Annotated in this window: 19 protein-coding genes and 3 pseudogenes; 7 read left to right on the forward strand and 15 right to left on the reverse strand. The window is 30.8% G+C overall.

The window, feature by feature from the left end:
* Positions 1 to 89 precede the first annotated feature (89 nt).
* On the forward strand, positions 90 to 3,818 hold the full coding sequence (locus AC3WVA_RS26150) for a P-loop domain-containing protein (protein WP_492322297.1): 3,729 nt from the start codon (positions 90 to 92) through the stop codon (positions 3,816 to 3,818).
* Between the two features lie 229 nt (positions 3,819 to 4,047).
* Here AC3WVA_RS26150 and AC3WVA_RS26155 read toward each other — a convergent pair.
* Positions 4,048 to 5,049: pseudogene (locus AC3WVA_RS26155) on the reverse strand (IS3 family transposase); the annotation flags it as partial.
* A gap of 492 nt (positions 5,050 to 5,541) precedes the next feature.
* Entirely contained in the window at positions 5,542 to 6,813 is a 1,272-nt protein-coding gene (locus tag AC3WVA_RS26160) for a hypothetical protein (protein WP_492322298.1), read from the reverse strand.
* 489 nt (positions 6,814 to 7,302) lie between these two features.
* On the opposite strand from AC3WVA_RS26160, the gene AC3WVA_RS26165 reads away from it, so the two are divergent.
* Complete coding sequence (locus tag AC3WVA_RS26165; protein ID WP_492322299.1) at positions 7,303 to 8,841, forward strand: LA2681 family HEPN domain-containing protein; 1,539 nt, start codon at positions 7,303 to 7,305, stop codon at positions 8,839 to 8,841.
* Between the two features lie 789 nt (positions 8,842 to 9,630).
* On the opposite strand, the gene AC3WVA_RS26170 is transcribed toward AC3WVA_RS26165, so the two are convergent.
* Both AC3WVA_RS26170 and AC3WVA_RS26175 read right to left on the reverse strand, forming a co-directional pair.
* Positions 9,631 to 10,974 (reverse strand): hypothetical protein, encoded by a 1,344-nt coding sequence (locus AC3WVA_RS26170; RefSeq protein ID WP_492322300.1) that lies wholly within the window; start codon positions 10,972 to 10,974, stop codon positions 9,631 to 9,633.
* Between the two features lie 26 nt (positions 10,975 to 11,000).
* Positions 11,001 to 11,189: a hypothetical protein gene (locus tag AC3WVA_RS26175; RefSeq protein ID WP_492322301.1), complete on the reverse strand. Its 189-nt coding sequence runs from the start codon at positions 11,187 to 11,189 to the stop codon at positions 11,001 to 11,003.
* A gap of 756 nt (positions 11,190 to 11,945) precedes the next feature.
* Between AC3WVA_RS26175 and AC3WVA_RS26180 the strand changes: the two genes are divergently transcribed.
* The gene (locus AC3WVA_RS26180; RefSeq protein WP_492322302.1) at positions 11,946 to 12,953 is read left to right on the forward strand and encodes an MBL fold metallo-hydrolase; all 1,008 of its coding nucleotides are present in this window, start codon (positions 11,946 to 11,948) and stop codon (positions 12,951 to 12,953) included.
* Positions 12,954 to 13,112: 159 nt separating this feature from the next.
* On the opposite strand, the gene AC3WVA_RS26185 is transcribed toward AC3WVA_RS26180, so the two are convergent.
* Both AC3WVA_RS26185 and AC3WVA_RS26190 read right to left on the reverse strand, forming a co-directional pair.
* On the reverse strand, positions 13,113 to 13,463 hold the full coding sequence (locus tag AC3WVA_RS26185) for a hypothetical protein (protein ID WP_492322303.1): 351 nt from the start codon (positions 13,461 to 13,463) through the stop codon (positions 13,113 to 13,115).
* Between the two features lie 194 nt (positions 13,464 to 13,657).
* Positions 13,658 to 13,852, reverse strand: a complete 195-nt coding sequence (locus AC3WVA_RS26190) for a hypothetical protein (protein WP_492322304.1) — start codon at positions 13,850 to 13,852, stop codon at positions 13,658 to 13,660.
* Between the two features lie 366 nt (positions 13,853 to 14,218).
* Between AC3WVA_RS26190 and AC3WVA_RS26195 the strand changes: the two genes are divergently transcribed.
* Complete coding sequence (locus tag AC3WVA_RS26195) at positions 14,219 to 15,037, forward strand: hypothetical protein (protein WP_492322305.1); 819 nt, start codon at positions 14,219 to 14,221, stop codon at positions 15,035 to 15,037.
* Positions 15,038 to 15,346: 309 nt separating this feature from the next.
* On the opposite strand, the gene AC3WVA_RS26200 is transcribed toward AC3WVA_RS26195, so the two are convergent.
* Positions 15,347 to 15,613: a hypothetical protein gene (locus tag AC3WVA_RS26200; RefSeq protein WP_492322306.1), complete on the reverse strand. Its 267-nt coding sequence runs from the start codon at positions 15,611 to 15,613 to the stop codon at positions 15,347 to 15,349.
* A gap of 1,002 nt (positions 15,614 to 16,615) precedes the next feature.
* Between AC3WVA_RS26200 and AC3WVA_RS26205 the strand changes: the two genes are divergently transcribed.
* Positions 16,616 to 18,451 (forward strand): DNA/RNA helicase domain-containing protein, encoded by a 1,836-nt coding sequence (locus AC3WVA_RS26205; RefSeq protein ID WP_492322307.1) that lies wholly within the window; start codon positions 16,616 to 16,618, stop codon positions 18,449 to 18,451.
* 174 nt (positions 18,452 to 18,625) lie between these two features.
* On the opposite strand, the gene AC3WVA_RS26210 is transcribed toward AC3WVA_RS26205, so the two are convergent.
* The 3 genes and pseudogenes from AC3WVA_RS26210 to AC3WVA_RS26220 all read right to left on the reverse strand — a co-directional run.
* A complete protein-coding gene (locus tag AC3WVA_RS26210) occupies positions 18,626 to 19,051 on the reverse strand; it encodes a GTP pyrophosphokinase (RefSeq protein ID WP_227601818.1) in 426 nt (141 codons plus the stop codon).
* 865 nt (positions 19,052 to 19,916) lie between these two features.
* Positions 19,917 to 20,345, reverse strand: a complete 429-nt coding sequence (locus AC3WVA_RS26215) for an SMI1/KNR4 family protein (RefSeq protein WP_492322308.1) — start codon at positions 20,343 to 20,345, stop codon at positions 19,917 to 19,919.
* A pseudogene (locus tag AC3WVA_RS26220) lies at positions 20,345 to 20,982 on the reverse strand (pre-toxin TG domain-containing protein); the annotation flags it as partial. The pseudogene AC3WVA_RS26220 and the gene AC3WVA_RS26215, both read right to left, overlap by 1 nt.
* A gap of 609 nt (positions 20,983 to 21,591) precedes the next feature.
* On the opposite strand from AC3WVA_RS26220, the gene AC3WVA_RS26225 reads away from it, so the two are divergent.
* Complete coding sequence (locus AC3WVA_RS26225; RefSeq protein ID WP_492322313.1) at positions 21,592 to 21,756, forward strand: helix-turn-helix domain-containing protein; 165 nt, start codon at positions 21,592 to 21,594, stop codon at positions 21,754 to 21,756.
* Positions 21,757 to 22,078: 322 nt separating this feature from the next.
* Positions 22,079 to 22,300: an IS3 family transposase gene (locus tag AC3WVA_RS26230; RefSeq protein ID WP_492322309.1), complete on the forward strand. Its 222-nt coding sequence runs from the start codon at positions 22,079 to 22,081 to the stop codon at positions 22,298 to 22,300.
* 61 nt (positions 22,301 to 22,361) lie between these two features.
* Here AC3WVA_RS26230 and AC3WVA_RS26235 read toward each other — a convergent pair whose 3' ends face one another.
* From AC3WVA_RS26235 to AC3WVA_RS26255, 5 genes and pseudogenes are all read right to left on the reverse strand, one after another.
* Complete coding sequence (locus AC3WVA_RS26235) at positions 22,362 to 22,898, reverse strand: hypothetical protein (RefSeq protein WP_429604418.1); 537 nt, start codon at positions 22,896 to 22,898, stop codon at positions 22,362 to 22,364.
* Positions 22,899 to 23,476: 578 nt separating this feature from the next.
* Positions 23,477 to 23,635: a Phr family secreted Rap phosphatase inhibitor gene (locus AC3WVA_RS26240; protein ID WP_000725639.1), complete on the reverse strand. Its 159-nt coding sequence runs from the start codon at positions 23,633 to 23,635 to the stop codon at positions 23,477 to 23,479.
* Complete coding sequence (locus AC3WVA_RS26245) at positions 23,635 to 24,726, reverse strand: response regulator aspartate phosphatase (RefSeq protein WP_492322310.1); 1,092 nt, start codon at positions 24,724 to 24,726, stop codon at positions 23,635 to 23,637. Before AC3WVA_RS26245 ends, AC3WVA_RS26240 begins: the two co-directional genes overlap by 1 nt.
* Before the next feature lie 686 nt (positions 24,727 to 25,412).
* Positions 25,413 to 25,883 (reverse strand): DUF6773 family protein, encoded by a 471-nt coding sequence (locus tag AC3WVA_RS26250; RefSeq protein WP_492322311.1) that lies wholly within the window; start codon positions 25,881 to 25,883, stop codon positions 25,413 to 25,415.
* 1 nt (position 25,884) lies between these two features.
* A pseudogene (locus AC3WVA_RS26255) lies at positions 25,885 to 26,081 on the reverse strand (helix-turn-helix transcriptional regulator).
* Positions 26,082 to 26,542 lie beyond the last annotated feature (461 nt).

The raw sequence follows: 26,542 nt of genomic DNA on the forward strand, positions 1-26,542 counted from the left end.
ATGAAAAACATATAAAATATAAATTTATTATTTTTCTAGATTAAAGGAACGTATGTAATAATTATACAATTGAACGGAGTTGAAGCGTTTTGGATAAAGAATTACAAAAACAACTTGAGCAACTTGCTGCCACACATGGATTAACACTAAAGGAACTTACTGACGAGGTTAAAAAATTACAAATAGAGTCGCTAAATTTTACATTTTCTGTGAATTTCTCTAATTTACAAAAATTTTATCCAGAATTGATTTTCCATGAATTCCATCGTTTAAATGAGCTTCTTGAAGCTAAACAATTATACGGAGTTTTCTTACAAATAAAGGATGTTTATGAGATTATTGTAAAATACCCTGTTTTGTATTACGTTAGCTTGTTAAAAAAACAAAAATCGATGTTAGATAATGAACAGATACTTATACATAATATGTTGTCACAAGTTCTTTCTTTAGGCCATTGGGAAATAGCACTGAAAAAAATTTCAGATATATTAAAAACACAGATTGTAAAGAACCCTGAGTTTGAAGCAATTGAAACCATTGCAAATATCGTGTGGAAGATTTATAACGATAATGAGATTGTCAAATGGCGCAATGATTATATTGGTCATGGCGCTTTAGGAAATGCAGAAAAAGAAGACTTTAAGGACATGCTACATAAACACCTATACATATTAGAAAATTTCTTTATCCAAAAAAATATTCAAAAAGCTTTTCAACAACTAACATATGTATTACAGAAAAATGGTGTTAAAATACGTTTAGAAAAAAAGCAAGTACTAGAAAAGGCCTATCTTGGTAAAAAGGAAAATCATTTATTATTATTTGACGGTTTTTACTCCAATAAAAAAATAACAGGTTTTTTAGACTATTTAAACGGGAAAAAATACTACTTTCCTCATAAACATATTGAGAGAGATTACAAGAAATTTGTTCAATCCAGTAACAGATTAAACAAGCTTAAACCTTCACAACATATCCCACTTGATTTTATTAATAAAGAATATGAACAACAGCTCCTAACAGAGCTTAAAGACGATTATGTGAAGCCAGATTATCTTTTTAGCTGGCTAGAAGGCTTACTACAAAAAAAAATATCCTTTACACAGCATCTAATTATGGAAGAAGGAATGGGAAAAACTTCATTCATTCACTCAATTGATGAACAAAAAATGAATAAAGCACCTAAATCTGTAGGATTTTCACAAACTACAATACGTGCTATTTATTTCAACTCATTTATTCAAGATATTGCAAGTTATTTCAAAAATGCCTTATTTGAGTTGTTAACGACCTTGAAAATTCAAAGTGTAGATTATAAAATCCCACTTTATCCAATTGCAGATGATTTTCGCAATCATCCAACAAAAAGTAATCTATTCGTATTACTAGAATATTATCGTAAGCTTTATTCTCAGCATACAGACAAAGAACAATTGCTAATTATTCTTGATGGGCTAGATGAGTTGTCACCTGATCAATTAAAATGGGTTAATAATGTTTTACCAACGAACCAACATTTATCAAAACACATTTCAATTTTAGTCACGTCACGGCCAAGTGTTATACTACCGGAAACATATGGCCGATATGAGGTCACAAGAAAACACCCTAATAACATTGCTTTATTAATCCAATATTTAAAAAAACAAACCAATAAAGATGAACAGGAAATTTGTAATTTACTTCCTATCACTGAGTATCGCTTTCTTTATACTCGCCCATTTGTGTTAGTGCAACGATTTAAACAAGTTCAATTAACTAACTACCACGAGGTAGTAAATGAATTTTTAAAAATGCTACATGAGCTATATACAGATAGACATTGTTTAACTTTATATCAAGTTTTTGCTTTACTAGCAGTAGCTCCTAAGGCTTTGACACTTGAACAAATCAGTTATTTACTCACTTTAGAGAATCCTACATTTAAAATACTTGGTTTAATGAGAGATGTGAAATGTTGGTTAACATCTTACTGGGAGAATGATGCGTATGTATATGAAATTCATCACGATATCATTAAGCAACAGTTTTTAAAAAACAAGCAAATTCAAAGCGCACTAGCCACACTACAAACTATGTGGGATGAGATTGCAATGAAGTCTGTAGAAGAACAATTAACTGAAAAAGAAATGCTCTTGTTCTTACTTTGTAAGGAAAGTACCAAACAAAAAACTATATATACGCAAAATATTCACGCTATTATTAAACACACATACCCATTTGTCAAGTCAGTACGAGAAATAGATATGCTAGTTCTTTTATTGCGTAGTGCCATTCCGTACGAAAAAAAAGGGCGTATTAAGTTGCTCAAATATTATTTAATAGAGATGCATATTATAAAAGGGGAGCAGCATTCCGTTTATCACGATATCAAAAAGGCAGCCTATGGAACACTCATTATTAACAAGGAAAATTATGAAGCAATTGGGCGCACCTTAATTCTTGATAACATCATGGGATGCATATTTCCAAAAGAATACTTATATAAAAGAGAACGTAATTTGAATCGTGCAGCAGAAATTAAACCATATATTGATAAAAATAAACAACATATTATTGGTTTGAATATGGCCAAAAGCCGTACAATTGATTGGGGGAATTTCACTAAAGAGTGGGCAAAATATCCTCAAAATCGCTATTTAATGGTGCAAGCTATCGAAAATAGACTATTTGATTGTTTAAAGAATATGAATTTAGTAGAAGCTGAAAAGATTTACGAACATTTTTTGAATCTAGTCAATAATGAATACCCAATTCAAATCTTATCAGCAAGCTATGAAGTACACCTATCATATCTAAGAATACTAATGCAACTTTATCATCAAAAACATGGTTTTTCAGAAGGTCATATTAATTTGCCGTTCCTTGATATCGGTGACAATGAATACTCAAATATTTATGAAAAAGACTCTATTACTCTGTATATGAAGATAGTGAATACAGTCATTAAAATAAATGAAATACAAGTAAAATTGTTTGCTCTAAATCATCAAAAGGTCTCAACTGATCATGCGCTTACATTACATTTGATTTTAGAACAATCAGTAGAAAGGAATATGAGTGGAGAAGTACTTTTTAACCTTTATGAAACTTGTAACTCTTATTTACAATGGATTAATTATAAGCAGATTGAGAAGAACGAAGATCAAAATATTTTACTAAAGTTAATGGACAGAACCTATAGAAAAGCTAAAGACTCAGAAAGTAAATTGACAAAAGAACTACATGAAAAAGTTGTTGAGCACATTCCCACATTAAATGAGCATTTATCTCTCAATGATTTACTTGCAAAAGTTCTGACGATTGAGGATGAACAACTAAAAAGTCAACTTTTATACCAAGGTTTACGGACTAAATATATTCTGGTTCGCAACGGTGCACAACCAATCGGTAGCCGATGGCATGAGTATCTTGCTTACTTAGTGGAATCAACGAATTTAAAATATTATTCAAAATGTGAAATAGGTTTACTTCACTTCTTTTATTCCTACGCTATTTATGAGCGCATGATGAATGATTCCATGGATGATGCTACTTTTGCTCCCCTCTACAAAAAACACCTGGACATATTAGCAAAAGCAATGGATATTTTACAATCTTGTGAATCTACAAACTCAATGGATGATATATTAATAAGATACGCCATTACCTTCACCTGCGAACAAATAAGTCTTGAAACAAACGTATACAAGACAGGTCATCATATTGTGCAATATAAAGATTTGATTTCTTCCCTGGCACCACTAGGAGGTAATTTACCAACAATTACAGATGCTGAGCAGGCAGAGATTTCAGACTTCATAAATTCTCTTAAGTGAGGAAACTAAAATGTCAGCCATTTGGACCGTTCCATGATTAATAAAACTACTAATTGTTATACCCACTCGCTGTAATCAGAAGATAACGGGGCATTAAGTAGGTTAGTATCTTTAATCACTTCTATTAAAAATTCAAAAATAAAAAAGAGTGTAAGAATATAATCCGTACCCTTTGTAAAGGACATTTTAAAAAAAGTTAGGCGGCATCAAGAAGATGATTTCTGTATTCAACAGGGGGCATCTTCTTTAATTTGCGAAGAGTTGTCGTTGCGATCTCTAGAGTAAGCCGTTCTGAAACATGATAAGCCAAAACTTCATTCGTAGACCCATCTAGAATAGTGGAAAAGTATGCTTTCTGATTCTTACTATAAAACAGGTATGTGATATCTGTAAGAAGTACCTTTCCAGGTACACCTTGCCTAAATTCTCATTTTAATTGATTGGGTACCACGAATTGTTCTTTCGTCGCCTTCAACATTCTTTTATAGTGATTTGCTTTCCGAATGGGACAGATAGTCCTATATTTTCCCATGATTCTTCGAATGCGTTTCAAATTGTAAACAACTTGAAATTGACCTGCCAATATCATTTTAATTTGACGAGCCCCTTTCTATCGGTTTTTAAATTGAAATGCCTTTACTATGAGCTCTTTCGCCATTTCATCTTGATGCGTTCTTTTCTCTCGCTGACTTTGAGATGTAGCGGAAAATAATGATTGTACCCAGAGCGCGAAATACCAGCGATCTCACACAAATATCTCACCATATTTTTTAGGCTATATTTTTTAATAATAGAACGAATTAATATGTATTTTTGACTTGGTTGTAACGTTATTTCTTTCCCATCCTTCCTTCCATAAGTTTAATCTTTTTTAACAATTCATTTTCGGCTTTTAATACGTTTCGTTCCGCTTCCAAACGTGCACATTTCTCTTCTAATGTAAGTTCTTTTTCTGACTTTCTTCCGGAGTTCTCCTTACGTGTATCTCTTAACCTCAATACACCCTTTTCCTTATAGGAATTCCCTGATGACACAACACGTTATAGACCGATAACATCTATATCAAATCCAAATTCTTCAAAAATAATACGAGGTGGTTTTCCTTTTTCATTTTCTTCAATAAAGACATGTTTGAATTCATCTGTATAAGTAATCCCTTTCTGACTGATTTTACGTATCGATTTTTTGATAGTGCTTGAACTCCTTTTTCTGTAAATAGTTTTTTCGTCATTTTAAAATTTCTCCGATTCTCATTTTTCTCTCATTATACAAGAAATACCCTATAGAATAGACTTTTTTTAAGTGTCTATTCTATAGGGTACATTTTAAATATTTACACTCTTTTTTATACCTAATTGCCAATAAAAAATATTTTATTATAAACACTAAAATATAATATATCAATTTAACTAATTATCTAGAAAAAGAGAAAAGAACAAAATCATTTTTTAAAGATTGCATAACAAAACAGTATTTTGTACAATCCCTTAAATTACTATGTTCTTGACGAACAATTCCCTTTTCAAAATGCAGGGATAATCATCTACCATCTTCAATAATTATTGACTTTTAATTTTCTTGTAAGTTCATTAAATAAGTTCACACAACTTCTTTCTCATTGCTAATACCTTTATCAGTTTGCTCTTCTTCCAAATCTATAAAATGTCTATTCACAACAAAATAAAGCTATCCATATGCGTCCTAATAGCAATTCAATTAAATTTTATGAATATTTCTGTTTTTTTACCCATTCATTTAATTGTTGAATGCTTTTTATATTTTTAAATTCCTCATGAACTAAAAGAATAACTATTATATTCTTTAATAGAGAGAATGCTTGCAAAAGATCATCCTCACTTACTTCTGTACTTCCCCCATGTACAATAGCTGAACGTTTTCCATATAAATCCTTAATCATTTTCTCTGTTGTTATCCTATCTTCTAAACTTTCATTAACAATAAAGGCAACAAATTCAGAAATTTGATACGTAATTGAAGGAGAAACAAGCTGACCTCTTTGCTGAAACTGTAAAAGTGCCTCGAAAGCAAACATATATTGTATAAATGCTCTTGCTGGTTCTTCATCTCGTAAAGCTTTACCAGCCCATTTAATTGCACTTATTATCCGTTGTTCAATATCATTAAGATTTGATTTGGCAAGTAATGACCAAATTCTATCATTTCCATTTTGCGACATAAGTTTAACCACTTGATGTTGATTAAGAAATATTTGGCTCATTGCTCCAGTTCTCTGTGCACTGGTACTGACTTCATCTGACGAAACAATGATTCCATCAGTCCATCGATAGCTATTATAGTTAAATACACCAACATCATAATGCTTTCTAAAATTAGCGACCATAAATCTAATAGCATCTTCAAATTCCCTTAATTTAACTCTTCCTTTTTCATTAGCACTTTTATGATTTCTGGCACTTACAACAACACTTATTAATAAAACCTGATTATCTTTCAATTTCACTTCATCATATTTTAATTTAAAAGCAAAATCACTTTTTGGATACTTTTTTGACAAAAATTCACGATGGATTTCAAAATTGTAAATGGTAAATGGTCCTAATTGAATTGGTTCCTCTTTACAATATACTACGCCATAAAGTGGATAAAATATCTCATACTCTTTGATTGGCTGTTTTCTTAATTTAGAAAATATACCCTTTATCATTTCTATACTTAATTCTTCCTTCTTAGCTTTTCTCAACAGTAGTATTATTTCATCCTCTATATCTTCTAATGTGACTGTTTCTAATATGCTATGATCACTTCTCAATAGATATCTAGCAACCTTACTATATTGAACAAGAGCTTCATCTCCTATGATATTTATAGTATCCTTCCCCATACCATATTTCTTATATGGAATATTCTCCTTACACTCCACTTCTCCCCATTGAACTAAATACTCTAAATTTTTTAGCATCTTATATATTTTTATATAATCCATATTAACACCCTTTCTATTTCTAATAATCATAAATATACTTCACCATCATAGTTATCTATATTATAAAACCTAGATAAGTTAAAAGTAATATAGGAAACACTTTAACTATTGATGAGTTGAAGAAAGTGAACAAGGTATAGGTAAGTACTCAAATTAGGAAAGATAAAAATACTTAAATTATCTAAAAACTGAAGTGGCTAGAATAAGTAGTATAAAATCATATTACGTGAAGAATAAACCCTGCCGCTGAACAACCCATCATGCATCCTCTTTTTAAATAACAAGCAATGAATTATTTACTATATTAAAGTAGTTCATTAATTCTTCTTATTATATAATTTTCTCCACAAAAATCCCCCTCAACATCCTTTACCAATCCTAATCCATTAACCTATATATGTTTTTATAATTTATTATTTATATTGATGTTTGTTTAAGATATTTTATAAAATATGAATAAAGGCAGAATTTAGTTTAACCAATATATATAATTTTGCATTATAGGGGGCTAATAAATAAATGAATGAACAGTTGATGGCTGAATTACATGATATAGGTCTATTAGTTGACAAATTAGATGAACATTTTTTATCCAATAGAACTAGTATAGATAAGGATGCCCTAAATTATATTTCAACGATAGAAGAAAAATTTAGAGCAATTAATATTGAACAACTTGAGAATGATCTTAAAGTTGTCTACCTATACACTAAAGCTAATTATAAAGCCATTTTAAAAATAATGGCAGACACTAACTTCGAAGTAATACATGATGGTTCCATGTTAGTAAAACAATATAAAGATTATGATGATTTTGTGTTTAACAACTATGCCCTGAGGATAAAAGCCTATCGCTTAGCTATAAGGTTATCAAAGCTAAGCAAGAAACTTGATAATTTATTTGTGTCACAAATTTATGTGAATTTATCAAATGTATATATTGAAATGGGGAGAATAGTTGAGTCTATTGAAGAATTAAAGAAGGTTGAGCACTTAGTTGACCATTTCCCTATGGCAAGAGGTAACTTAGCTATTAAACATATATCATTAGCACAAAGAATAACTGATCGCACAGTCATGAGATTTTTGATTGAAAAAGGTCTTGCTGAATTGGAAGATGTATGTGCAAGTGCAACCCCTGATGTTATACCTGTTGACTCATTACAACATTTTCAAGAATGTGAAAGGTATATGGAGAATTTTGTTGATACTCATTTATCTGATAATGAACCTTGGTCAGAGAACAGTGATGTGGATGATGTTTATAAGGTTTGGTCAGCAGAAAGGAATTTAGCTCTTAATTATGTGAATATAATCTATAAGAAAGGCAATATAGATGATGTTCACATGATAAATATGGGTGTAAGCTACTTTAAGAAAGAGAATAATATGGAATATTACTCTTGGTTCAATACCATTAAGCAAGAATACAACATTTCCAGATATTTCCTGTATCGAATAGATTGTATGAGAGATGATATGACAGTGCATGAGTCGCAACGTTATAATACTCTTATTAATACTCTTGACTATCCTGCAGTAGGATACCGGACTGAGTTACTGAAAACATCTCTTAAGACAGCGTTTAGTGTGCTTGATAAGATAGGGCTATTTTGCTGTAAATTTCATAAACAAAACATCCGGGTTCAACAGATAGACTTCCATAAGTGGTACAAAGAAATTGAGTTAGATGTAGCCTTAAGAAGTCCGTTTAATGCCTTGTATTGGTTAAGTAAGGATTTAGATTTTAAGAATGGCGATATGAGGGTGATTCGGCTATTACGTAACTGTATTGAACATAGATACATTAGAGTTCTTGAATCATACGATATATCATTTAGCGAAGAATTAGCAGATAATAATAAGTATGAGTATATAGTAAGCTATTCAGACTTAGAATGGGCTACTTATGAAACATTACGGCTTGTAAGAAGGGCTATATTCTATATGGCAAACGGTTTTAATGTGGAATATAACAGGGTTTACTATGGAGATAGTCAAAATGGGGTGTTTATACCTCTCTCACTTGATACTTATGACGATGAATGGAAAAATTAAAAAAAGCAAAAATACTATTTAAAATAAATTTCAAAAAAGAAGAGGTGAATTGTCCTCTTCTTTTTATATTTGATTTTCTTAGCTTGATAGCGATGGGATATCTCCGGCATAAAAAATATATTAAAAGTTTTTCAGCTAATTCCACCATATTTTAATTGCCTCGCATTAAAATACCCTTAGAGTTGTTTAAATCACTTATTTTCATGCTAAAACTTGTTTAGCATGATTTTTTTCTGTTTTGTAGTTTTTACCTCTTTTATTAGATTGCATGATTTCTAAACATTTCTCTAAAACGACCTCATTATCAATAATAATAATATGCAGTTTTTTTCTAGCTCTTGTTACCATCTGATAGAGCATTTTAATATTACTATAACGGTAATCTTTTTTGCTTGTTAGTAGATTTTTATTGTAAGTAAAGTTAGAATCTATTACAACAATTACATTATCAAACTCGTGGTTCTATCCACACTCCACTAAAACAAGTAATTGGTAGTTCTGTTTTAGAATTACTATTCCTTGAATATGGTCTTACTTATAATAAAGTGAGACATGGAAAAGAACTTGTGAGTGATATATTAAAAAACCAACCAGATAAACTCACGTCATTTAAAGATTTATTAGTAGATTTTATTAAAAGCTGATGAATAACATATTTAGGAATTAAGAATGTATTAAGGAACCTAACCGAGAAAATATGTAGAATTATCATAAAAAGGGAAAGTATATCCGTTTTTTAGGATGTATTTTCCCTTTCTTCTATAAGCTATTAATAATAAAATTAATAGTTTATTTTATAAATGGTATTTGTGGTAATCCGCACCATGGAGCAAGTTTGTTATAGTTCCTAGCTAATTTTTTTGCCAATTCTACTCCTGCAGTTGTCGTCGCAATAGACTTACTGACAGCACTCTCAGTATTATTAACTGTCTCTATCAAACTTTGCAATTTAGATACACCTGCAGAATCATTTATATTATTTGCATCAGCTTCTGACAAAGCTTCCTCTATCTCATTTAATGATTCGACAGTCTCCGGAAAATTTACAACTTGCTTTAAATCTCGAATTACTTCAATAGCTTCTTTTAATTCATTATGTATTGTATGTTGATTTAATGAAGTTTCAACTGTAATTACAGGTGAAACATGAATAGCAGGCAAAGCTGGTTTTGAGATTCCTTTACTTATTATTTCTACAAGTGTACTTGTTTGAATTTGTTGCTCCTTTATCTGAGTTTTTTGATAAGCTAACAATTCCTTTTGACTTTCAATACGAAATTGTGCCATTCTCAATTCATTCTTTAATTCAAGTATCTGTATTTGTGCAGAGGCATCGAAATATTCTTCAGGTTTAATTTCACCTTTTAAGATTAAATCATATTCTTCCAAAGCCTTTTCAACAATATGTTTGCTACCATCTTCAGTCTCTACAATCATTTTAACTATTAAACCATCTTGGATGATCCTTACAGTTGCTTGAATTCCTGGATACTTTTCCTTAAGTACCTTCTGAAAATAACCAAGTATACCTAATCCTGCTTGATAATATTCCGGAGGAAATTCAATACTTCTATTCATAACTATATTTTCGTTATACCCCTCTATATTACTAGGCATTTCCACCATTTCTAAAGGCATTTCTCGATTAGATATTGCTAAAATAAGAAAAGGATATTCTAGATTAAGAGGAGCTATTTCTTGAAGTTCCAATAAAAATCTTTCAAAATGCATTTGCATATGATGTTTTGAATTTTCAAAACTCCCCAGCGTTTCTTGTGTAAGTAAAATGAGAATTGGTATCTCACAAGCACTTCTTTTTATCGCTTTATTACTAGCTGAGAACAGCCATGAATTAGCGATTTCTCTGACCCCCATAAATAATCTAACTGCTACCATACTTTTAAAATATGCACCTAATCCAGAATTTCTTTTAGGTAACCAACCTGACTCTTTTAAAGATAATTCCCATGAATTCAAAAAGTCATTGCTCACTTTATAATTCTTTAATTCTCCCTCTTTCTTTAATATATGCAAGTTTTCTATACATCTGATTATATCTGCATATTCTTCTGGATATTTTTCATTTAACTCTTCCCATGCACCTAAGTAACTAACAATTGAACTTAAAAACATAATAATTTCTCCTTAGATTATTAAAATTAGCGATTTGTAAAACAAATCCAACTATTGTATATTTTAGCACCTTTCACTTTTAAATTAATAGCATTAGTTACACGGAATATCATTACTTTTAAATATATTAGGTAAAACACGTTGTTTGAGATTTGAGTAAAATATCTATCCAACTTATCGATTCTTCTAAATTTGATTTCAATTTTTTTATTCATAATTAATTCCTCCAATTGATTGATTTATTTCCCTCACTTTATGTTTATATACGCAAAATGAAAAACGTAAATCAAACGGAGCAATTTTTAAAATTTATTTTTCATAGAGGTTTTCCAAATTTGGAACATTAGAAGAGTATATAAAATGCGAACTTTATATTTATAATATATTAAGCTCTTTTATCTACTTAAAATAGCAATTCTTTCTCCATCAATCAGGATAGTTAATAATAGAAGAAAAGACTATGCATGCAGTATCTTAAAGTTACTACTTGATAACCGACTAATTGAAGAAGTTGATGGCGGAACTTGCTTGAAGAAGAAATCATGAAGAGGGAGCTGAGCTTCTTCGTTTTTTGCATAAAAAAAAAGAGCCCCTTACGGAGACTCTCCCTCTTTTCTCACCCATTCTACTCTTGGAGGCAGAACCCCCACGACTTCGAATTTGTCCACGCCCAGAGGCGGCGTAAAAGCAATCATGAAACTCACAACTACCGAGAATACAACTTTTCTTACCATATACAGCTCCGTTGGCAGGCGGACGTTGTCCCCTTAAGTACCACGATCAGTGCCCATGTTGCACAACTGATAATAACATTATACCACAATTTTCTATTATAAAATGAGAATTTTATTATCTTTATCGAAAAGGATAGCTGTTTATAATCTGGTTACTTCTATACTAATTTCTGTGGTAATATGTAGTAATGAAATTGTTCCAAGAGAAATACTAAAGGTTTGGGAGGTCTATGATTTATGGATTTTTATGCTTTTCCGGTCAATGTTGGGGACTCGTTTTTACTTAATGATGGCACTTTCAATTTACTTGTAGATGGTGGAGATGGTAAATTGAACATTCTCCCTCAAATTCAAAGAAAATTACCAGCACAGGATCCAACTTTAAATGTGGTTCTATGTACCCACTATGATGAGGATCATATATCCGGACTTCTTAAATTATTTGATCAGTTACTTTATGAGTATCAATACAACATTAAACCCTCAATTCGTATTAAAGAAATATGGCTTCCCGATATTTTCCCTCGAATTGAAATAACCAAACGGATGCAAGCACGAAAATTAATCATATCAAGAGAAAAGAAAAAAAAGGAATCTATAGTAATTGAATCTGATGGAAATATTAGGGGGCAACTCGACAAGGTAGATTTTGATACATCTATATATAGAATATGTAGATTGGTTAGAATATGCCATCATTTAGTACTTTTGGGGATCATTGAAAAAATAATATTTTTAGAGCTTACTGATACCTATTGGGGGAAGAAGATAGACCACAAGATATATGGAATCAATTGTAGAAAAGTTAAGCGTAGAATTGTTCCTTATTCAGATGAAAAAGAACTAGTTTTCCACTATACAAGAATTAACGCGGATAGTCTAGTTATACGATATAATGATTTAGATTCTGTCTCACCAAATGTTGTATTTACAGCTGATTCAAATTTCAAATTTTATATTCCATTTAACTCTGGTAATACTTTAGTAACAGTACCACATCATGGTTCTAATGACGGAGCACATAAGCCAGTTTATCGTAATCTTACTGGTCGTAATTTCATTTTCGTAAGAAGTAGTGAAATTAAAAAATCAAGGCCTTGTAATGAGTTTAAAATACACCCTGATAGTATGAGATTCTGTACCAGATGTAATAATGTAATTCCTCCAAGTGACCAGTTAGTACACTTAACTTATTCACCAGGAGGATGGAGACCTAATAGTGGATCAACACACTGCTCTTGCTAAAAAAACCTTTTATGGCTGGTGCTACATAATGTTATATATTTAAGCAAACTTTATGCTTTTAGTTGATGAAGCTAAGAAAGGACCACTTAGGTCCTTTTTTTGATATATAAAATATTGATTTTATTCTATAACAAAGAAAAGACCGAGCGTTAAGCACGATCAAAAGACAATATATCCCGCAGCAACTTCCTTCTCGTCACTGCGGAATATCCGAGAAGAAGAAAATAAATTATCAACGTAGCCTTTTATTTCTTCATATTCTTTCTGTTCATTTTCCTTAAAAACCTGTATATATTTCTCTTTGTCCGATAATTGAACAACTCTTTTAATTTCTTCTTCAACCACCTTTCTTAGACTTAATGCTTGAGTCGAAAAAGTAAAGAAACTTTCAAGTTCTAAAATATAAAGATACTCTTCAATGCTTCTTGCCTCCTTTGAATGCTTCTCAAACATAGACTCCACATCTTTTTCACTGTAAACATACTTATCTTCTTCAAAACAATATTCCATTGATAAAACCTCCAATAGTGTTTTTCTTTACAATACTCTCATATCTCGAACATACATTCTTTAAAGTCGTAAATGTGACGGATTGTGAACAAACAAAAAAAGACCTGATTTCATTTAGGGCAATACTCTTCATTTAGCGGTTTATACTATTCACTTCCTACGAGCTCTTCGGTACTTTATATCTCTTATAATATTTAAACAACTTCAATTTCTACTTCCGTCACAATTGCATCTCCTGCCCATGTCTCTAAATCCGTCTTTATTAGGAAATCCGCTACCGCAAGACACATTTCATCAGACAGCAATGAAGCTGTTTGTTCAACAATACTAGAAGAAACATATCCATGCTCTTCGCTAGCTTGCTCCCAAACTTTATGAGTCCTCTCCATTAAATCAATGAAGCTAGGAGTATTTACAAACTATTCGCTAAATCCGTCCCATTCTAAATCACAAAAATACTTATGGAAGAATCCTTCGCTTGATAAATCAGTAATAAATAACCTTATAATACTTTTATTCCTAAAACGTGACACTATATTGATAAAAATTATTATTTATCTGGGTTAGCGGTACTGAAAGAAAAAAACAAGGCGTAATAGCCCCGTCTTTTTGCATACATTATTTATGCAATAACAATTAAAATTAACAAATTAGAATTAAAAACATTGATAAAAACCAAAAATTTCTTTTTGTTAACCATTAAAATTGTTATAATACCTTATACAAATATTACGTAAAAGGAATGAACAAATGAAATGTTTAACGAATTATCCATTGAAACCATAAGCAAATTTTCTCCCGTCATTGTAGCACTTTTAGGTGCCACTACAGCTGCTTTCATATACATTATTAATCAATTTATTAATGTAGCAACAACCAACGCACTTGACGGACGCTTTAAAGATAAATCTAATCAATTAAAACTGAAGTTTTGGTCTTATACAATAGGCATTCTTATAGGAACTCTTGTATATATTATTTATAGCTTTCTCCTCTATCCGGCTTTACACGAATATCGAAACTCTATCTTATTCACTTTGAATGCTATTATATGGTTCTTTTTATTTATATATTTCATTGTTACATTAATACCTATAAAACCATTTAAAAGGGTTATTAAAACAAACTGGCATTTGAAAGGATTCATTTTTCATATATTAACTAGCATATTTTTAATCTTCTCAATTTCATGTGAATATATTATAAGTAAACAGTATTTGGCTTTCTTTTTGAACATACCACTACTTTCTTTTGTATTTAGCCAATTATATTTCTTTATACTCCACAAAATCACTACCGCTAGAAATACAAAATACGAATATAATATACAACCTATTTCTGAAGAGACATTTAAGTCAGTAGCTAATTTAAAATATGATTATCAAATGGACGAAAATAGATTAGTCTTCTATAAAGAACTGGATTCGAATGAAAAATTATTCTACGTGTACGATTCTTCTTCTAAACTTTATATGGAATGTAAAAAGTTAGCCGAAACAGAAGTGACGCCTGAACAAAAACCTAAGCCCCGTAGGACTAGCATCACAATTAATATAGAAAGAAACTCTAATTAACAAAAAAAACGCGATTTCAGATCGCGGCTTTTTTGCCTTTAAGCATCTTTCAGAATATCGGAAACACCCACTCCACTACTCATACATATTCCCACCATTGCAGGAATAATGATTTTATATTCTTCAGGACCGATAGCACTTATATACGACGACCTAGGGTTACCTCTTCTTTCCTTAGTTCTTCGAGATTTCAAATCAATTCCTTTTCCCAACTTATTTACAAGATGATGCAACGGTCTTGCTACCTTTATTTGTCCAAATGGTAACGTGAATAACTACAGCATACCGGTTAACAAGCTTGCGAAGAATCTATCCAGGAGTTTTATACTGCACCTCTTCTTTGCTGACGTTTTTTACCGTCTTTTGTTCTTGTAACTTGTTCTCAATCTTAGTGATATGACAACTTTTAAACTCTATTAATTTTTCATTAGCTTGTGCTAACGCATTGATATCCCCCGACATAAATGCTTGTCCTACCTCCATTTGTAATTTTATTTCTTCATCAATATCCGCGACTCTAGCTTCACTTTTCGTTTTCTCTTCGATATTTAATAGTTGATTGCGAACCACTTTCACAATTTCTGAATCTCATAATAACATCACAACGTGTAAGATCACACGGCGTGGGAATACGTTAACACCCGCATGGCTAATAGCTACTAATGCAACTAGTTCTTCCATTAAGAGGTAATTCAAGAGCTAACAAAAGAATAAAACAAAGAATATATACTAGATGCTGCAGATGAAATATATTTTGAGGGATTAAAGATAACACCTCTAGAATGGTTAAAACAAACCATTGATTTATAAAAAAAGGATACAAAATGCAATGTTACCCTAAAACTGCCTATACTAAAGGAAACGGCTTTTATCTTACTTCACAAACACACTGACTTCATTTATTCAAACATACATGCATTTGATAGTTAGTAAAATGATAATGACAAATTCTTCAAAGTTCTTTATGCTTATCTCACATTAATTTTGAACCCCAATCTTTGTAATCTACTATATTCTTCTAGCGAAGGAATAGACTCTAAAAAAGAAAATCGAAATAACTGCCTTTTTATTTGTAAGCTTGAAAACTTTCATACCGCCCCCTTTAAATTATAAATTTTAATTTCTTCTTGTGTTATAGTACGAAGTCCCTCTTTTTTATTTCTGCTACAGTAATATAATTAACAACCCCTTATTTAAAAAAACTCCCTTAATATAATATTAAGAGAGTTTTTAAATCAAATTTAATTTCCGCGTGAATTTTACTATCTATATCTAATCATCAAGATAAGCTTTAATATACAAAATAATACCAAGTAAAATAGATTGTTTTTTATGATATAGCATCACAAATATTATTTTTATAATTATTGCTGCAAAATGAAGCAAACTTACTAAAACAACTCTATCTTAGCTTACTTCATCTCCCCTTCCTCAATTTCCCTCTTTATTTTAATCGGGAAATTGAGGAAGAAAATGCTTCAAATACAAGGATAGCTCTTTTCTTATTCCCCACTAGTTATATTATTTCGTATAATAAGGATATACATATATAAAACCACGTCACAAGGGGGCTTTATCTTGAACTATGGCTGGGCTGGAACTATTGAACAATTTAAGCAATTAGATGTACAGTTTTTCGTTAAACAATTGCTAAATCATGTCTATAAAACCAATACAAACGATCCAAAAATATCTTCTCAAAAGAAAGCATGGATTGATAGCTATAATAAACTACAAGATTTATTTAACCGATTTTCTAATTTAAATGCATCACTTATTTTTGAATATGAAATTTTACGCGGAGGCGGTCGTCGTCCTGATGTACTTTTATTGATTAATGGTTATTTGATCGTTCTCGAATGTAAAAGTTATAATAACGTTTCGCCTTCTGAATATATCCAAACATCCCTTTATATGCGTGATCTTGAACATTATCACTCAGCTATTCAACAATCTAACATGCAAGTCATAGGTGTTTTACTGCTTACAAACTATGAAGGCGAACGCTGGGTTTTCCAAAAAGATTATCAAGTAACCCTTTCAACAGTTGATGGATTGGAAAGCATTCTTAAACGAATAATCAATAAAACAAAAGTACCAACTTTAACGCTAGAGGAAATAATTGAAGGTGTCTATGAACCCTCACCTTCTATGCTAGAAACTGCTCGTTCCATTTTAAATAATGAACCGCTCCCTGACATTAAAGCTGTATCAAGCAGTAATTTTCCAGAAGTACAACAAACTGTACGCTCAATCATTGAAGAAGCCCAACATACAAATACCCATCATCTCATTTTAGTATCTGGCGAGCCAGGAGCAGGTAAAACATATTTAGGTCTAACCATTGCACATGAGATGAAAAATGCAGTTTATTTATCAGGTAACGGTCCATTAGTAGACGTATTACAAGATACGTTGAAAAATAGAACCTTTGTACAAGGCCTATATGGCTATAAAATGGACTTTCTCGAAAAGAAAATGATTCCAAAGGAACAAATCATCATTTTTGATGAGGCCCAACGAGCATGGGATACAAAAAAAGTCGATCAATCGCTCACTAAAAGAAATCGAAAAGCCCAAAACTTAAGCGAACCGGATATTATAATGAATATTGCAACAAACAATAAACCTTGGAGTGTAACAATTGGCTTAATTGGTGACGGACAGGAGATCTATTCTGGAGAAGAAGGCGGTCTCGCTCTGTGGAATCATGCGATTGCTGGAAAAAACGTAACTGTTCACTCTAAATATCCTAATTCTTTATTTACAAATGCAGCACATTATAGAACACATTCTCAGCTACATTTAAACTCAGCTTTCCGTGCTCATGCAGCTTTGAAATACTATGAAATTATTAATACTTTATTAGATGCTAATTTTAATCAAACAAAACAACTAATTCATTATCTACCGAAAGAGCATTATCAACTTTTTATTACACGTGATTTAAACAAAGCCAAACTCACTTTACATCAGCTTTATCAGGATGATACTAAAACAGTTGGTGTTGTCTGTGCTGGTGGCGCTGATCATCAAAAAGAAGTCCCTGTTCTACCAAGAGATGAACGATATGAACGCCCTAGTAAGATCGCTCAATACTTTAATTATCCCCAATCCCAATACTATTGTAGAGCGCTCAACTTTAGTTCAACTGAATTCCAAACACAGGGACTTGAACTAGATATGACGCTCGTTCATTGGGATGATGATCTATATCTACAGAATGGAACTTGGAAGGGACGGCACTATCAATGGGGTGTCGAAGATCCGTTCCAAATTAAGCTCAACGCATATCGAGTTATTTTAACAAGAGGTCGAGATGGAACAATTATTTACATACCACCAAAACCCATTCTAGATGAGACTTGGAACTTATTTAAAAATCATTTGCATATTCCTGAATTGATGTTTTAAGACTTATGATAAGAGACTCTATTCTAGATTCCCTCATCAGAATAGAGTCTCTTATTTTTTTATTCCACAGCAACCTAAAAATCGTTATTTAATACCTTTAAAAATTTGCAAGAAGCATTTTCTTCAAACAAATAGTATTCTAAGAGATTGCCACTATAGAAGTTGCTATTTCTTTTATTCCCCTAAAAACTGAATCGCTTTACGGTACTTCTCCAATCGTTTTAAGTCTTTATCTGTTATCCTAGCAAGTCGTGAGCGGTCAGAATTATGTTTTAAGTCTGCAAGTTTGACAGTACGGGCAAGAGAATTTTCTTTCACTTTGCTCAGATATTCAAAATAAGGCGTGTATCTCTCTTTTGTCAGTACCTGCACTGCCTCAACTATATTATGAGGTATACCAGCACTTAATAGATCATTAGCAGTTATCTCTGTATCTTCCAGAACATCATGCAAATAAGCAGTAGCTTTCTCTTCGGCCGTATTTACAAAGCTAGCAACTGCTTCAGGGTGTTTGATGTAGTCAATTCCTGCTTTATCTACTTGTCCACCATGGGCAGTTTTAGCGATCTCATGAGCTATCTCTATATAATAAGGTATCATCACAAAAGCTCACTTTCTATTATCATTTATCAGTACTGTATTCAATAATTTCTTCGGTTATTTTCACACAATGAAACACAATAAGCAAGTGTAAAAATTAAAAACGCCTTCCTTTCCTAGAGGTTGTTTTTTTTGAAGAAAATAACCACATCATAATTTCAAAAAACACTACTATAAATAGTGTTTTTATAAGATTTTCAAACCAATTAATTTGATTATGATTTGCATATTTAAAAGCTATCAATACAATATACAGTAGGACTATAAAAATTAACGGCCTCTTATATGTGAAATTCAAATTATTCACCCCTTAAATACTTACTTAGGAAAGTTACCTTAATACTAAGTTAACCCAAAGCGAAATCACTTTCGATGATTTTCTATATTTCTCCACATTTGCAACAGACACCATTTCTTTATAAAAAGTTCTCATAATTAATTCTAAAATACATTTACTAGAAGTTAAACTGAACAGAACTCTTATCAATTCTTATATTTTATTATTTAAATATTAACCAAACCTTAAATCATTTCATACATCGACACTTCAAAAGGTACACATAAAAGAACCAAGTAAATAAAATCCACAGCAGTCAATACAAAACTGAATATTCAATTTTTATTTTTTCAACAACAACTACACCTTGGAATTCCGCTAACATGGTAAGGTTATGGGAATATACTCCAATAGGGTGAGGGAAATAAATATGAATGTGTAAACTGTCTCCAAAGGAGAAATAACATATCTACTAAACAATGCCCCATTATAATGCGTAACACAAATAATTATTAACAAAATAAAGTTTTATAAGACATGCTTTAACGTTACCTTTTCAGAATACAGTGGTATTCTATGTCCTTAAAATTATAACAATAACTTTTCTACACCTATCCCATCCATTAATAACAGTTTCAAAGAAGGTGATATTTTAATTGCTTCTTCGATATCTAAATCTCCAAAATCTACCATATGCAATCCGAATCCTTCTTTTCCATTTGCATATAATAGCACTTTCCCACCTTCATCATCACCAATTGCAAGTGAGTTAGGTATATATTTTTGAATATTATGAGCTTCATTCATCTCTATACAACCCGCAGGACTCCAAATACGGATATATATTTCATTATTTACATTAATCTCCGCTTCTGTACAATGTTGAATTATCTCTAGATAATCTGAGGGAACATCTATTGATGAAAAACCTTGTAATTCTTGAATCGTTTCTTTAGTTGCTGGAGGTTCTTGTGTTTCTAAAGTGAAAACTGCATTTAAGTTCTCAAGTATACTCATTAATACTCAATCCTTTCATATTTTACTTTTAACTTATCAAGCATTCTATATTGTTGTTCTAAAGTTCCTCTAATAATTTCTTTAGAAAATCCCGCTTTTTCAAAATCAGAAACTATATTCTTTAATTTCTCTTGTAACGAAGAGCTCCATTTCCCATTTCCTAAGGCTACACGTTCATCACGTCTCAAGTTCTGCGCATTAGTAATAATAGTATGTGGTAACTCCTTTCCTGTTTCAATCGTCACTGTTGGTGCAAGTTTTGGATCATATCCATATTGACTTAAATTTGCTTCCGCCCATTTTCCTTGTAAACCGTGATGAGATTGTAACCTTCCTCCATTTGAACTTTCCCTTTTGGTTTAGGCATTGATTGTATATGCGTTTTATTAAAAAGCACATAATTCGACTCAGCACCCTTTACAGTTTTAACAGCACTAGCTGACATCTTTACACCTTTACCGATTTTAACCAACTTTCCGATTGGTGTAATGCCTGCTACCGCCGTACCTCCAGCTATGACTCTGTCAAGAGTACCAAGTTTTTCTCCCGTAGACGAATCTACACCTTCCCAAGCACGCCGAACATCATATTCTCCACTTATTTCACCTGTAAGATCTCTTGCTAATTTATTACCATTTAAATATTATTATTGATACAAGATGTAAATCGTTAATTTCAACTATATAATTTAACAGGAATGCTTATAAAACGAAAAAGGATAATGATGAAATATCAAGCAATATTTTCACTTAATTTCCCTATTTCTATTTCCTACATGATCCAGAAACAGTGCCATTATAACTCCGATAAAAACTGCAACTAGTCCTATAATAATCGAACCAATAATTTTGATAATCAATATTCAATATTTTATTATTTGTATATTTTTATTTTTATGTTATGATTTAATAGTTATTAAATTAAGTAAAATTATTGCATTTTACTTAATTAATGATTTTTAATAAAAAACCGATAAAGATAAAATTCAGCGGAGTTCTTTTCTGTTACACCTCCGTAATTATACAAATTAAAAGAACAGGGACATATTTAGCGAAGTTCTTACCCATTCACCTTCGTAATGATATAAATGAAAAGAATGGTGATTAAATTTTTTATGCTCTACTATAGTGAGCACAAAAAAACTGCCTCCCAACTGTTAGACATTTCTAACGATTGGGAGGCAGTTTTTTCTATAAAGAAATACAAATACTCTTTGTACAAAAAATCACTGACTAAGAAATTCTTTATGATACTAGAGTGTCGTAAAAAACTTAAGTGTATTTATGGATACAGGAGAGTACAAATTTGGCCGAAAGCCACTTATAACCTTCACTTTAATCACAAACGTATACAAAGATTGATGAGGGAACTAGGGATCAAAGCTATTATTAGGAGAAAAAGACCTTATTAAGGGAAGAAAGAAGCTTACGTGATTTTAGATAACCATCTGAACAGGGATTTCCAAGTTTCCAAACCAAACAAAAAATGAGTAACAGATATTACCTATTTGATTTTCCATGGACAGAGATTGTACTTATCCGTTATTAAAGACCTATACAACAATGAAATTGTTGCTATGAAATTAGCCGTAGAAATGATCTGAAACTAGTGCTAGACACACTAAAAAAGGCAATAAAAAAACGAAACGTGAAAGGGATTCTCCTGCATAGTGATTGGGGGTTCCAGTACACATCTCGTCAATTTAACCAACTCAACTACTTAAAAAATATCAGATGAAGACGAGTATATCCAGAAAGGGAAACTGTTGGGACAGTGCTTATATAGAAAGCTTTTTCAGTCACTTTAAGTCAGAGTGTTTTTATTTACACTCTTTCCACACAGCTGATGAGGTTAAGTTTGCTGTGCGCAAATATATACACTTTTATAATCACCAACGGCTCCAAAAGAAACTAAATAACCTGAGTCCCTATAAATATAAAACTCAGGTTGCTTAGTTGTGTTTTTTGAATACTGTCTACTTGAAAGGGCTAACTTCATTATAGGGTTGTCCTATTTTTATTTAACAGTAACTTTTGAATTAGTTATTTCTCCTATATTGGTTCCAACAGGTATTGTATATTTATAAGACATTTCAACACCTTTACCTTGTTTAACTGCAGATTTAATCGGTGTTATAATCCTATCTGCTCCTAAGTCATACATAAACATTGATAATCCTGCAGCAGGAGCAAGGCTTACTATATACTTCACAGTTTTCGCCCATTTATTAGTAGAGTTCCAAGCATTGTAATTTTTCAATACATCCTTACAATAACTGTTTTTCAAGTAAGTTTTAATATTAAATACCTTTGCACCTGCTCTTTGTGGTTCTATTCTAATTTCAGCAGCAGCAGTAGAAATCGTTATAGGTCTATTATTTTTTAACTCATTTAATTGGTAATCGTTTAGTTCAAGATCTTTCATACCAAAATCAGTAATTGAATTTTCCAACTTTGTGTCAGTCTCCGCTTTCGCTGATGTAGCCATTAAAGATGTTGTACCTAACATAGTTGCGCATAGCATTGTAATAATTGTTTTTTTACCTTTTAACATTAGTTTTCCCCCATCCATAGATTGATAACTACATAGTTAATATTAACATATAATAGAAATATTTTACAATATTGTATATTATATATATTTTTTCTTTTTTATAGATTTTAAGGTATAATTATGTTATATATAATAAATTTGGTATAAAATAAAATTATATAATTTAACAGGGGGTATTTTTAAAATGTTTACAAAAAAACAAATTATATTTTTTATTTTACTTTTCCCGTTATATTTACTGATAGATTATTTAACCAATTATAATTCTATTGTTGAAAGAACTATGCTTATACTAATCGTAATTACAAGTTTTTCAATGCTCGTATATAATAATATAAAAAAATAACAAGGGTTATCGATTTCACTGGTCATTTATTAAAATTAAAATACCATATCTATTCGCCTATACTATTAGATTCTTGTAGTATCATAATGCTTAATTATCAAGTCAGAGAAGGCACCTTAGAGTGCCTTTTTTTGAAATCAATTCTATATAAAGAAAAAGCCCTAATATTTCAGGGCTTTTTAAGTAAAAAATTAGTTTGATCTAACACCTTCAGAATGAAGGTGTTTTTTTCTTATAAGTCAGCGTGTGTTTGTAATAAATAATCTGGTCTTGCTGGTGCACCTCCACCGTCTCCTATATTTACAGCTTGATTTTTAAAAGAGTCGTTTAACCCTAACGATAAGATACTAATCAAAGATATTCCAAGTATAGTTAGATAGATTTTTTTCATTATTTTAACGCTCCTTTTTCTAATTCATTTTTTTGAGCTGTATTGCTCATGTAAAAATATTGACTTGCTTTGTTATGGTTATTTTCTTCATAAAACTTTAGAGCTAAGATATCAGCATATTCTTTTACGCATTCCCATAGTTTTTCTTGTTTGAAATAAGAAATTCCTTCTGAAATCGATATTTCTAAAGTTAATGTAGGGACGTTGTTGTTGAGGGCTTTTAAAATTTTAAAGCGATGTTGGAATTCTTGATTGTTAAAATCGTTACTAAGTTTTAATCCTTTTTGAATTAGTTGATCGCTGTAATTATGGTCATTTATCTTATAGTATTCATATGCTTCTACGAAAAATGCTTTGAAATGGTTTGGATTGTTCTTTGTTACTTCAGATACATGACGAATCGCGAGTTTAGATAAATTTTGTTTTGAATATAACCAAGCTAAATTATGTCTTACCATAAGGATAGAATTTTTATGGTTATTTTTTTGGAAAGTGTCTAGTGCCTTATTAAATGACTCCTCAGCTAATTCGAAATGTTTTAAATCAATACAGCACAGACCTATAAAATTGTCACAAAGTGCTACATTTATTTCATAATCTTCATGTTTTAAAAACTCTTCTCTAGCTAATTTTATATAATCAAGAGCTATTATTTGTTTATAGATTTGATAATAAAAATATCCCATTCGATAATTAAATTCAGCATGTTCTATTGGATCAGGAATATGTATTAATAGTTCTTTTGCTTTTTCATAGTGTTCACTTGCTTCAGTGTAATTGGATGTTAAAGTACAATGGAATGCTTTAAAGAAGTGATAATAATAAGCCAGGAAGTCATCTGCTGGAGTTGTGAAATTATCCATTTCATCAAAACTGCTTTCGTTAATACTTATCCAATCTGTTAATGCTTTGTATCTAAAATCTAATAAAGAATAATATAAGAGTATGTTTTGATTTTCTTTGACATTGTTAATTTCATTGTCTATATACTCTTTTAATTGTTTTGCTTTAACTAATTGTTGTTTTAACATGGATTGATACCAGTCGTTTAATAATTTTGTTATTTGTTCATTTTCTAATTGAACATTCATAGAATCTTCCCCTTTTCCAAAATTATCTATATCTAATGTAAAACCATGGTATCATGGTATTACATTAGATTAACCTTTAAATAAGTTGATATATATATTTTTGAATATTCTGTTTATTTTACTTTTAATTTTATTCCGCCCCTTATTTAGTATGGTTTTAGCAAAAGAAATACTATTAAATTCAGGGCACATTTATGAACAGGATGACGGATATTACATACGTTTATCATAAACCTATGCTTCAATTTATATATTCATTAAGATTAATATATAAATTAAAAGTAACTATCCATATACATTAATGTGAGGTCATTGCCATCAAGTTAAGAAATTCATTATCCTGAAAACGAAAAAAATGAATTCTCATAAATTGGTGTAGAGAGATAAAAATTTTCTTTTTGTGGGTATTTCAAAATTTTAGCTTGATGGATATATGTCACGCCCCCTATAACTGATTGTTGTTAGAACCGCTGCTCCCACAAGGAGAATATCTGAAAAAAATTATTTTTATACAAAACCTCTTTATAAAAAGTGGACGTCATTCTTTTAAATCAATAGCAATGGGATGCCACCACCTCGTTATTAACCTAAGAGAAGTAGGTACCACAAAAACAAAAAAGCGATAGAAAAATAATAAAAAAGCTTATCATTAAGTACTAAAGGATAAGCTTTTTTGTCTATATTTATTAAATTTTATTAGATCTCTTCCAAGCTATTACTGTAATAAGATATTCAATACCAAATAAGAAAACGAAAAGTATAATGAATTTTGCTATTGCTGCTAACCATCCACCGAAATCTTCAGGGAAGTAATATTTGTATGTAGTAGCACCTATTGCGACAAAACAAAAAATAAAGGTATTATTCATTTTTTCTTTTAATTTTTCTTTTAATTGCTCTTTATTATTAATATCTGTTTCATAAACTCCAGTTAGAATAGATTTAATAAAGAAGAAAATCATATAACAAATTATTATGGCTAATGAAGCAATCCATTCTATGAATGGGCGATGTAGATATGCTCCCCTTATTACAACATCTATAAAAGCTAAAAGTAGGACAATAATTCCAGATTGCGCCCAAATTTTCATTTCGATTTGTTGAATTCTTTCATCTGAGTGTGTACTGAGTGAAAACCATTTTTTTAGTTTTTCCATTTTAGAGTTCCTCCCAAAATAATTTATCTAAATTCTTATCTATTGTTTTAGCTATATGCATACAAAGCTTTAAAGAAGGGTTACACTTATTGCTTTCAATAAGGCTACTGGTTCGTCGCGTAACGTTTACAACATTGGCCAACTCCTGTTGAGTTAGACTTTTTTAACTCTTCCCATTTTCTCTTTACTTACAAACATTAAATAAACTTCATTTGTAAAGTTAACTTCATACCACAACATCTTATAATCTATATATTAAATTGCAAGCAGAATAAATGCAATATATATTTTACATTAAGACATATATACATTACTGAACTCTTTGTTTTTTTATCTAAAACTATCCTACAAATATAAGAATAGAAATTTTTTCTGTAGACGCCTTTTTCTTGTAGTTATTTTCGTATCCCCAATGTAACAGCGAGGGATTTATGTATCTGAGTTTTGGTGTACTTTATATTAAATATGTATAATTACATAATTATTCTTTATATAACAATATTGAAATTTACATTTTTAACCTGTAAAATACAGGATGTTAAATAAATACCTAAGGGGTTGTTAATATGAAAAAATTTATGAGCATGTTAGCTATGTGTTTTGCACTTACACTAGCATTTTTACCAACAATTTCAAAAGCGGATTCTTCTCCATTACGA

It is taken from the genome of Bacillus sp. EB106-04-02-XG92 (genome assembly GCF_058791995.1).

Bases quoted from the DNA above. Each gene is read 5' to 3' on its own strand.
- AC3WVA_RS26165 (WP_492322299.1), top strand. From the start codon at position 7,303: ATGAATGAACAGTTGATGGCTGAATTACATGATATAGGTCTATTAGTT.
- AC3WVA_RS26170 (WP_492322300.1), bottom strand. From the start codon at position 10,974: ATGTTTTTAAGTTCAATTGTTAGTTACTTAGGTGCATGGGAAGAGTTA.
- AC3WVA_RS26160 (WP_492322298.1), bottom strand. From the start codon at position 6,813: ATGATTATTAGAAATAGAAAGGGTGTTAATATGGATTATATAAAAATA.
- AC3WVA_RS26215 (WP_492322308.1), bottom strand. From the start codon at position 20,345: ATGAGTATACTTGAGAACTTAAATGCAGTTTTCACTTTAGAAACACAA.
- AC3WVA_RS26230 (WP_492322309.1), top strand. From the start codon at position 22,079: ATGAAGACGAGTATATCCAGAAAGGGAAACTGTTGGGACAGTGCTTAT.
- AC3WVA_RS26235 (WP_429604418.1), bottom strand. From the start codon at position 22,898: ATGTTAAAAGGTAAAAAAACAATTATTACAATGCTATGCGCAACTATG.
- AC3WVA_RS26175 (WP_492322301.1), bottom strand. From the start codon at position 11,189: ATGAATAAAAAAATTGAAATCAAATTTAGAAGAATCGATAAGTTGGAT.
- AC3WVA_RS26180 (WP_492322302.1), top strand. From the start codon at position 11,946: ATGGATTTTTATGCTTTTCCGGTCAATGTTGGGGACTCGTTTTTACTT.
- AC3WVA_RS26245 (WP_492322310.1), bottom strand. From the start codon at position 24,726: ATGAATGTTCAATTAGAAAATGAACAAATAACAAAATTATTAAACGAC.
- AC3WVA_RS26195 (WP_492322305.1), top strand. From the start codon at position 14,219: ATGTTTAACGAATTATCCATTGAAACCATAAGCAAATTTTCTCCCGTC.
- AC3WVA_RS26210 (WP_227601818.1), bottom strand. From the start codon at position 19,051: ATGATACCTTATTATATAGAGATAGCTCATGAGATCGCTAAAACTGCC.
- AC3WVA_RS26185 (WP_492322303.1), bottom strand. From the start codon at position 13,463: ATGGAATATTGTTTTGAAGAAGATAAGTATGTTTACAGTGAAAAAGAT.
- AC3WVA_RS26190 (WP_492322304.1), bottom strand. From the start codon at position 13,852: ATGGAGAGGACTCATAAAGTTTGGGAGCAAGCTAGCGAAGAGCATGGA.
- AC3WVA_RS26225 (WP_492322313.1), top strand. From the start codon at position 21,592: ATGATACTAGAGTGTCGTAAAAAACTTAAGTGTATTTATGGATACAGG.
- AC3WVA_RS26240 (WP_000725639.1), bottom strand. From the start codon at position 23,635: ATGAAAAAAATCTATCTAACTATACTTGGAATATCTTTGATTAGTATC.
- AC3WVA_RS26250 (WP_492322311.1), bottom strand. From the start codon at position 25,883: ATGGAAAAACTAAAAAAATGGTTTTCACTCAGTACACACTCAGATGAA.